8 protein-coding genes are annotated in these 9213 nt (G+C 39.9%); 4 read left to right on the forward strand and 4 right to left on the reverse strand.

Annotation, left to right across the window (positions count from 1 at the left end; genetic code table 11):
- Positions 1-126: 126 nt before the first annotated feature.
- Positions 127-993 (forward strand): carboxylating nicotinate-nucleotide diphosphorylase, encoded by an 867-nt coding sequence (nadC, locus tag ACFE90_RS31965; protein WP_375506343.1) that lies wholly within the window; start codon positions 127-129, stop codon positions 991-993.
- 122 nt (positions 994-1115) lie between these two features.
- On the opposite strand, the gene ACFE90_RS31970 is transcribed toward nadC, so the two are convergent.
- The 3 genes from ACFE90_RS31970 to ACFE90_RS31980 all read right to left on the reverse strand — a co-directional run bounded on the left by ACFE90_RS31970 (position 1116) and on the right by ACFE90_RS31980 (position 6633).
- Positions 1116-3800 (reverse strand): PAS domain S-box protein, encoded by a 2685-nt coding sequence (locus ACFE90_RS31970; RefSeq protein ID WP_375506344.1) that lies wholly within the window; start codon positions 3798-3800, stop codon positions 1116-1118.
- A 537-nt stretch (positions 3801-4337) separates the two neighbouring features.
- Positions 4338-5513: a DNA double-strand break repair nuclease NurA gene (locus ACFE90_RS31975; RefSeq protein WP_375506345.1), complete on the reverse strand. Its 1176-nt coding sequence runs from the start codon at positions 5511-5513 to the stop codon at positions 4338-4340.
- 334 nt (positions 5514-5847) lie between these two features.
- Positions 5848-6633, reverse strand: coding sequence for an HAD family hydrolase (locus ACFE90_RS31980; protein WP_375506346.1), 786 nt, complete (start codon positions 6631-6633; stop codon positions 5848-5850).
- A 408-nt stretch (positions 6634-7041) separates the two neighbouring features.
- Between ACFE90_RS31980 and ACFE90_RS31985 the strand changes: the two genes are divergently transcribed.
- The 3 genes from ACFE90_RS31985 (at position 7042) to ACFE90_RS31995 (ending at position 8240) form a co-directional block, all read left to right on the forward strand.
- Complete coding sequence (locus tag ACFE90_RS31985) at positions 7042-7326, forward strand: hypothetical protein (protein ID WP_375506347.1); 285 nt, start codon at positions 7042-7044, stop codon at positions 7324-7326.
- 380 nt (positions 7327-7706) lie between these two features.
- The gene (locus tag ACFE90_RS31990) at positions 7707-7883 is read left to right on the forward strand and encodes a hypothetical protein (RefSeq protein WP_375506348.1); all 177 of its coding nucleotides are present in this window, start codon (positions 7707-7709) and stop codon (positions 7881-7883) included.
- Between the two features lie 132 nt (positions 7884-8015).
- Positions 8016-8240 (forward strand): transposase, encoded by a 225-nt coding sequence (locus ACFE90_RS31995; RefSeq protein WP_375506349.1) that lies wholly within the window; start codon positions 8016-8018, stop codon positions 8238-8240.
- A gap of 366 nt (positions 8241-8606) precedes the next feature.
- Here ACFE90_RS31995 and ACFE90_RS32000 read toward each other — a convergent pair.
- Positions 8607-9213 (reverse strand): calcium-binding protein (locus tag ACFE90_RS32000; protein ID WP_375506350.1); only part of this gene is annotated, 607 nt, incomplete at its 5' end.

Consider the following 9213-nt stretch of genomic DNA (forward strand, 5'->3'; position numbering starts at 1 on the left):
CAACTCTTTGTGTCAACTATTTTTCCAAAATATCTTTGGACCGCTTCACAGTCTCTATCAAAGCCTTAGAGGGTAAGAGTTTTAGGCTATAGTATTCCTGAAAGTCACTAAGGAAGCAATAAATTTGTGAGCAATTCTGGTGTTTTGCCGCCCTGGTTGGTTTTAGATCAACTTTTGCGTGGCTGGTTGTTGGAGGATATTGGCAGGGGCGATCGCACAACAAATACACTACTAGTAGAAGATGTGACGCTAGGCTCGGCTAAATGGATAGCTAAAGCTTCAGGGATAATTGCTGGCTTACCAGTAGCTGCTAGGGTGTTCCAGATTTTGAATGAAAAAGTCAGCTTTGTGGCGGTTGCGGCTGAAGGTACATGGTGTGAGCCAGGACAGGTAGTAGCTGAAATTCATGGTTCGCTGGATGCGCTGCTGATGGGAGAACGAGTCGCGCTCAATTTGGCTATGCGGTTGAGTGGGATTGCTACGCTGACTAATATATATGTAGAGAAAATTGCTGATTTACCTGCTCAGTTGGTAGATACGCGTAAAACTACGCCAGGGCTGAGACTGTTGGAAAAGTACGCGACTGCATTGGGTGGAGCGATTAATCACCGCATGGGGTTGGATGATGCGGTGATGATTAAGGATAATCACATTGCGGCGGCTGGGGGAATTGGAGAAGCTGTTACCCGTATTCGTTCTCAGATACCTTATCCCTTGACTATAGAGGTAGAGACGGAAAGTTTAGAGCAGGTGAAAGAAGCTTTGCAGCACAATGCTGACATTATTATGTTAGATAATATGCCTTTGGATATGATGGGTGACGCAGTGCAGTTGATTCGCCAGCAGGATAGCCGGATGAAAATTGAAGCTTCTGGGAATGTGACTTTGGAAACTATTCGCGGTGTAGCAGAAACGGGTGTTGACTATATTTCTAGTAGTGCGCCGATTACTCAGTCGAAGTGGTTAGATTTAAGTATGAGGATTGTACTTTAAAATAAATAATCTGAATAATCCCACTGCAAAGTCGATGTAATGTCGCATTTTTGGAGGATCAAAGTCTAAAAAAATGCAAGTAAAGTTGCCAGACCTTTTCTGTGAGGCATATTAAATCCTGTTTAAATTGGAATTTCAATCCAGAATTCTGTGCCTTTTCCTAGTTCTGATTGACAATTCAAAGTTCCGCCATGTTTTTCTACCACAATTTGGTAGCTAATTGACAGCCCTAGCCCTGTTCCCTTACCTACCTGTTTTGTGGTGAAAAAGGGATCAAATAAGCGTTTTCTAACGTTTTCCTCTATCCCTAATCCGTTGTCAGCAATTCGGATTACAACGAATTTACTGTCTAAAATTTCAGTCCGAATTATAATTTGCGGTTTATGAGTTGTTTTTAAATTAACCATTGACTCTTCTAAAGCATCGATTGCATTAATCAAAATATTCATAAATACTTGATTAAGCTGCCCAGGATAGCAATCAATTAATGGCAAGTTACTATATTCTTTAATAATAGATATATCCAGCCCAATACCATTATTTTTCCAGCGATGATGCAAAATTAATAGTGTATTTTCAATTCCTTCATGAATGTCAACTAGCTTTTTATCTGCTTCATCGTGACGAGAAAAATTCCGCAATCCTAAAACAATTTCACGGATACGATTAGTACCCATATTCATTGAAGACAAGAGTTTAGAAAGGTCATCGGTAATAAATCCTAAATCAATTTTTTCAGCAAAATCTTGAATTTCTGTCTGGGGGTTGGGATAGTATTGCTGATAAAGGTGCAATAGCGTTAACATCTCTTGAAAGTATTCGTTAGCATAAGTTAAGTTGCCATGAATAAAGTTAACTGGATTGTTGATTTCATGGGCAACTCCAGCTACTAACTGTCCCAAGCTAGACATTTTTTCATTCTGGATCAGTTGAGATTGAGTTTGCTGCAATTTATGCAAGGTTTCAGTGAGTTTTTTGGCTTGAGTTTGAGCCGCTAAAGTAGCAGAGCGACTTTTGGTATAAAGTTGTGCATGATCAATAGCGATCGCTAGTTGATCGCAAACAGCTTGTAGGAGGCTAATTTCACTGTTACTCCAAATGCGATCGCCACTGCAATGACTGCACACAATTGCCCCAATCTCTCCAGAATTACTCTTAACTGGTAGCATTAGTTGAGATGTGATGCCAAATTCAGTTAAAAATTCTTGCACATCATGATCTAGATGTGACTTGCTCTTAATATCATCGATGCAAATTAACTCTTGAGAGATAAGTATTTTTGTTAAGAAAGTGCTTTTTTGGAGCGGAATACTGCCTAATATGGTTGGGAAGTTAGGGTTTCGCGCTTCATAAGTAATAGTTAGGCTTGGTTGGGATGGGTGCGGTAAGTAACAAAGAAAGTAGCAACGATCAATTTGTAATAAGCTGTGAATTTCATTGACCGCAGTTTGTAAGATCATATTTAGGTCAAGAGAACTACGGATTTGACTAGCTAGACGCAGTAATAAGGCTTCCCTACGGCTGAGGAGTTCTTCTCGTGCCAAGATTCGGTCAATAGCCACAGCAATATTATTAGCAATCCAATTTAATAGGTTATGAGTTGGTTCGGTAAATAATTGCTTGCTAACTAAAGCCATTATACCAATTAATTGCTGCTCTACTATTAAGGGATAAGCAGAAAATCTCAAAATTGAGAATGTAGAATCGAGAAATTTTTCGGAATTATTAATTGATAGTTCTTCGTTAAAAATAGATTGATGGTTTTGAGCAATTAAGCCAATAATGTTATTCGCTAAAACCATGTGATTTGGGAAATCTTGGCTATCGTTCAAAGCACTACAAGTAACATCTGTGCAATGAACACCAGCCTGCAATTGTAGCTGGTTTGTTTGTCCTTCAAATGTCCAGATACAAGCAAAGTCGATATCAAGGTATTGCGAAATAGGATTGGTACAGTTTTGTAGAATTTCTGGAAGTGTACCACTTTGAGATAAGGCTAAACTGACTTCTGCGCTCAAAAGTGACAAGCGCGATCGCTCCAATAAAGCTAACTCTGAAAGCTTACGCTGTGTAATATCTGTACGAATTGATACATATTGATAGGGTTTTCCATTTGGGTTTAGCATTGGAGCGATCAAAGTATCTACCCAATAAAAAGTGCCATCCTTGGCTTTATTTTTAATTTCTCCCTTCCATATTTTTCCTTGAGCAATAGTTTTCCATAAATTTGCAAAAAATTCCTTTGTATGATAATCAGAATTAATAATACGATGATCTTGCCCTAGAAGTTGTTCTCTAGAATATTTAGAAATTTCACAAAATTGGTCATTAACATAGGTTATTCTTCCGGTTTTATCAGTAATAGCTACAAGGGAATGGGCGTTTAAAGCAAATTTAAAAGCTTCTAGCTCTCGGATAGAGTTTTGTAACTCTATCTCATTCTGTTTATTAAGGGTAATGTCACGAGCAACTGCATAAATTAAGTTTTCTTTGCTGAACCCAGTTGCATTCCATGACAGCCATTTATAAGAACCATCCCGACAAAGATAGCGGTTTTCAAAGCTGATTGCATCTACAGATTGTGTAATTTTTTGGGCTGCGGCAATAGTGGATTCACGGTCTTCAGGGTGAACAAATTCGATAAAGGGTTTGCTAATAAGTTCTTGTTTAGACCAGCCTAGCGTTTGTGTCCATTTGGGGTTTAAATACTTAAAATAACCATTAAAATTAGCAATACACAATAAATCTATAGAAAGTGAGAAAAATCGAGAGTATTTTTCTTCAGATTGTTGGTACCCAGATTTCACTAGTTTCATAAATTGTTTAGGTATAAATCTTTTTATAAGTAAAATAAGTTAATACGTTTTTCGCAAATTTAATAATGATCTCAATGGGATATTATCGAGTTAGACACTACCTAATATGAGTTCCCACAAAGACTGTTTGGTTTCCGAACAAATACGTAACAACCGTCAGAGTAAGGTAGTATTTAGTTACTATTTTTACTGAGAAAGGCAGCTATTTATTTGACTTAATTGCCTACTAAATAAAGGTTTCCCCAAAAAGGTGTAAAGTAAACATTTATATTTTGAATTAAAGATAAGAAGTGTTAAGTAAGGCAGCACCTTTTGCTTAACAGCATCAATTCCTTAATCTGCTTAAGATTGTTTGCCAGGTTATTGTGCCCGTTTTGCTATCTTTAGCTTGGCTGACGTGTCAGTGCTAATAACGGGAATAAATGTAAAAAATGTAAACACCATGAATTTGGATGGCTGCGATCGCCATTTTCAAGACTCGTATATTCAAAGGCTAACTGGATGTTAAATAGATTACTCTAGAAGTTCCTAAGCAATACTGCCGCGCTTTCTGGCTTCTTTGTAGGAAATTCCCACATTTTTTAGACCAGCTTTAATCATTTGTTGTTCGAGGAGGGCAAAGAAACGTGTTCTATCGCCACCTTTTACCACTGCTTGATTATGGGCTTCTGCGATCGCTACTGGGTAGCCATATCCTTTTTGGACTTGTGCCAGCATTAGCCCCAATGCTTGGTCTAGTATGGTCATATTCTCTGCTACCCATGCTGGAACTTCAATCCGGGCAATTTCGGTACCAACGTGGACATAGCAAAAGTAAATGGCTTGGTCTCCATAGAGTTCAAGAATGGGGGAATTACTGCGCCACAGGGTACTGCGTTGTCCTGGTTTGAGTCGGGTTGCCCAAACAGAAGTATCTCGTAACTGTTCAAAAATTTTACAAGCTACTTTTTCTAGCTGATTTGGGCAATAAGTTTTACAGTCTGGCACTGTATGAGGACAAGCTAACAATCGTAAAAAGTTCATTGTTTCGATGCTGCGAGAGGCGCTAAGATAGCCCATCAACGGAATTTGAGCATCACGCATTTGCTGCCAAGCTTCGAGGATAGGGGGTAAAATGCGATCGCGGGCATCCATTGGTAATTGTTCTAAAAACCAGTAAATTAAAGAACCATCTACCATCGCCAATGCTGGTGCTTCCCCTTTCGCTGCACATGCAAGTTCTGCCAATACCGTTGTTTCTGAAGCGGTGCGGCGAAAACTCATCCATTCCTCGGTTCTAATTCCCCACTGCCGAGACATATATAAATCTTCCGGACGATAAAATACCTCTGGCAAACTATCAAGTAACGGATGGCGATTTTGCCCGTAGTGTAAGACTACTCTACCGATATTTAAAAGATAACAGTAAGCAATTTCGTGATGGTTGGGGGCAATTTGGGAACCATCGGTAGCGATGACAGTATGAATTTTTGGAGGAACTGGGATATCAATGCAGGTTTCTAATGGCTCAATTGGGGTAGCATTAGCAAAGAGAATGCGATCGCGCCATTTTTCCTGGCGCTCAATTAAATCTTGTTGAGACTCGTAAGCATTTTGGAGATGTTGTTGTGCCAATTCTAAACGCTGGCGACTGGCGACAGCTTCAAAAGTAAGATGCTGACTTAAACCCTGCATTTGCCGCGCCAGTTTTGTAAGGTCAAGCATAAAAGTAAGTGCTAAGTGAGGAGTGAATCGTTATGAGTTATTATTTCACCTAAATTGAAAAACGTAAGCTTCTGGTTTCTAATCTTTGCTATCTATCCCACTTCGTTACCATTTCGCCTTGGAATAAATTCCGAAGCTAATAACTAAAATTCTCTTCAGATGACTAAATAAATGATTTCAGTCCACTTGAGTGGACTTGGGTTATCAGCCAGGAACTTAAGTTCCTGGCGGGATATCGGGAAACGCAACAATTTGACTATTATAGAAATCTAGACAATGACAAGCCCTTTTAGGGTAAAGGTATCAAGAGATTATTGCAACGTATTTCATCTATTTAAAGCCAAGCAGAGAAATCTTTGGAAAAGTGAGACAGTGATAACAGATGAATTCGCGGATCATTTTGGGCAGCTTCCCGTTCTGCTTGGGTATTATAACCCCAGTCTGCGAGGAAGAGTTTCACCTCTTCAAGGTCTGCTTGTTGTTGGACTACCTGCAAAGTCTTGAGTCTATCTTCTACAAACCAGAGACTAACTGCCTTATTTTCTGCTTCCTGCTTTAAATTTCGCAAAATTTCATATTTAGGACGCTTGACTTCTTTGCCAATAATTGATTCTGCTGGTAAATTCACTCCTTCTTGTTGTAACAATTGTTGGACAAAACGCCCTTCTTTAGTTGTCACAATGTATAGATCAACTCCACTGTCAAGAGTTAATTTGATTTTTTCTATTACACCTGGATAAAATCTATGTAGACTTAGCCAACCATCTAAATCTGTGGTAATCCATTCATCTCGTTGCTTATCTAGTTTCGCGCCAATTTCTTTTGCTTGCAGCTTGTCGTTTAACAAAAGTTTTGGGGCGATGCTTGCCCATTCATGAATAATTTTATCATCAAGAATTCCATCTACCAAGGCTTTGATTAAAACGGGCATTTCCCAACCTGTTTCAATTACAGGTCGTAGGCGATAGAATCTTAAAGCTAAATCATCTGGTGGTGTGTCGTTAGCAAAAGACCAAATTTCACAGTAGGTACGCCATGCTACCTCAAAATATTCAATTAGTCCGTCGCATATGACTCCATCAAAGTCTAGGGCTAAAATTGTGGGACTACTTGCTGTCATTGTTTTGAGGATGAAACTGCTGTTGCCAGCTTAACTGAACTAGCAATGATTTGTTGTATCATCACAACTGTAGGCAGGAAAAATAGTCTAGATGATTACAGGCGATCGCTTTAGCACTCCCAACCGAGTAACTCTTCATCACATTCATGACTCCAAACCGCCTCGATTTTTTAGCTTCCCAATAGTACCCACAGGGGTACTGTGGCTTTAAGAATCCGAAATGTCATGATTTTGTGAATGTCCTCAATGTAACTCAACTGACATATCAGAGGGGATTACCGGATTCCGAAGAAAGCAGGGGAAGTGCTTTCTTTCGTGTTTAATGATTACCTGCTACGTACCCGACTTGAGGTCATATCATATCCAAAAATCTTTGCAACATATGAATCGACTGTAGAGGAAAAAACAATGCGAAATCTCCCTTTTGAATTTAGCCACGGTGGATATATCAAGGAACAGACCAGGCGACAGCGAACTGCCTTACGTGCGTTAACGACTGAGGCGATTGATGTAAAGACAGATTTCGATTATCTCTTCCCAGATATTGCCAGAGATCCAAACAGTCTGCTTCCGGCAGACAACAACCAAGATATTATTGACAAACTCAAAAAGCTAGGTGAGGCAATAATTGACAGAGAAGAGCCTGAGAAGGCTAACTCAATAATACCTCCGGTTTATACTTACTGGAGATAGTTTATTGATCATGATATTACTGCCAACACTGATCGGGCTGTCACAAACCTTCAAACTGATATTACCAAAGACGATTTCACGCCTCTGTCACCTGACTTTGTAACCGATAAACTCAAGAATCTGCGTCGTCCCATTTTCGATCTTAACAGCGTTTATGGTGACAGGCCAACTCTAGATCCTGAAAACCCCACGCAAGCAAAAGACTTTTATCAGGAAAATGACCCAGTAAAACTGAAAGTTGGGCAAAATGCTGAAAAAAATCTGACGGCGGCGGGGTTGAGGGAGTCAAAATTCCGCCAGAAGAGGATTTATCGCGCGATCTGCCACGCAATAACAGAATAGCTGCGATCGCCGACAGTCGCAACGACGAAAACCTGATCGTGGCACAGTTCCACACTGCCTTCCTGTGTTTCCACAATGCAGTAGTTGACTGGGTGCAAAAGAATGAACCGAACAATGCCCAAGACAATAAAACATTATTTGTTCGGGCGCAGATTCTGGTTCGTTGGCACTACCAGTGGCTTGTCGTCAATGATTTCCTTAAAAAGGTATTTTAGCTGAAAACCTAATATTTATTAATGAATCCGGCATAAATTTATCCTTAGTCTTAAAGGACAGCGAGTGCGAGGTAAACGCCTCTTAAGCGAGGAAAAAATGTCTCCTTAATTGGTGCTATTGGTTTCAAAGGTGTGATTACTCAAATTAGTCTTATTGGTGCGGCAGATGGACTCACATTTGAAGTGTTTATCTCCCAAAAGCTAGTTCCAAAACTTTGGTCAGGAGCCTATGTTGTGATGGACAATTGCTCGATTCATAAAGGTAAAGAAATTGAAGCATTAATCCAAGCAGCAGCAGCAAATATAATTTATCTACCACCTTATTCGCCTGATTTTTCACCAATTGAAAATTGCTGATCGAAAATTCAAAGTCTCCTACGTTCTATCGGTGTTAGGAATTATCCTTCTTTGGCTAAAGCAATTGAAGAAGCTTTTAATAAAGTATCTTTAAAAGATATCCAAAACTGGTTTACTCACTGTTGCTACTGTACCTCACTAGACTAAGAAACGCTATAATTAAAATCCCTGTACCTAAAGGTCAGGGAGAACTTCAACAGATTAATGCCAGTTTTTGAACGCAACCCTTTACAAGGATAGGGTGTAGGGAAGCCCAGAAAAGAATTTAGTTGCTCAATATTAAATCTTCTTTATCTAGTTATTCCTCTACACCTGCTCCGTTGGCACAGCCTAGGAAGAGAAGAGACTTGGTTATAAAAGACACAACTAAATAGTGATAAAAGTGGAAGGTTGAGCCGAAAGTATACTTGCAGTAACATTATCCAACTTCGCCAACACTTGATTATCAGAACTATCCATAATGAAGGTTTGACTTCCTTGTTGCTGTATCAACAATTGACCGAACTTGAGACCTCCTGACAAGGCAATTCTATCCTTACCTATTTCAAAGTCAGTAATGGAGTCCGTGCCGTTACCAGAAGCGAACACAAAGGTGTCAGCGCCATAACCCCCTGTGAGTACATCTTTGCCTGCGCCCCCATAAAGCCAGTCATTGCCTGCGTCCCCTAATAGTTGGTCATCACCGACACCACCAAATAGCGTATCGTTACCGTTGCCACCCGAAAGCTTGTCATTGCCGCTATCCCCATAGAGCAGGTCATCACCATCACCTCCCCAGAGAGTATCGTTTCCGTCGCCTCCGAAAAGTTGGTCATTTCCTAGATTACCTACGATGGTGTCTGCACCCCCAAACCCATAAATCTTGTTAGATGGGGCATTGCCTTTTAAATACTCAGAATTTTCAGTGCCATTGAGAAGATAAATTTCGGTAGCAAGAGGGGCTTTAACTGTGCCACTAATGGCAAAGTCAAAG

Source organism: uncultured Nostoc sp. (assembly GCF_964245445.1).
Classification (GTDB): domain Bacteria; phylum Cyanobacteriota; class Cyanobacteriia; order Cyanobacteriales; family Nostocaceae; genus Nostoc.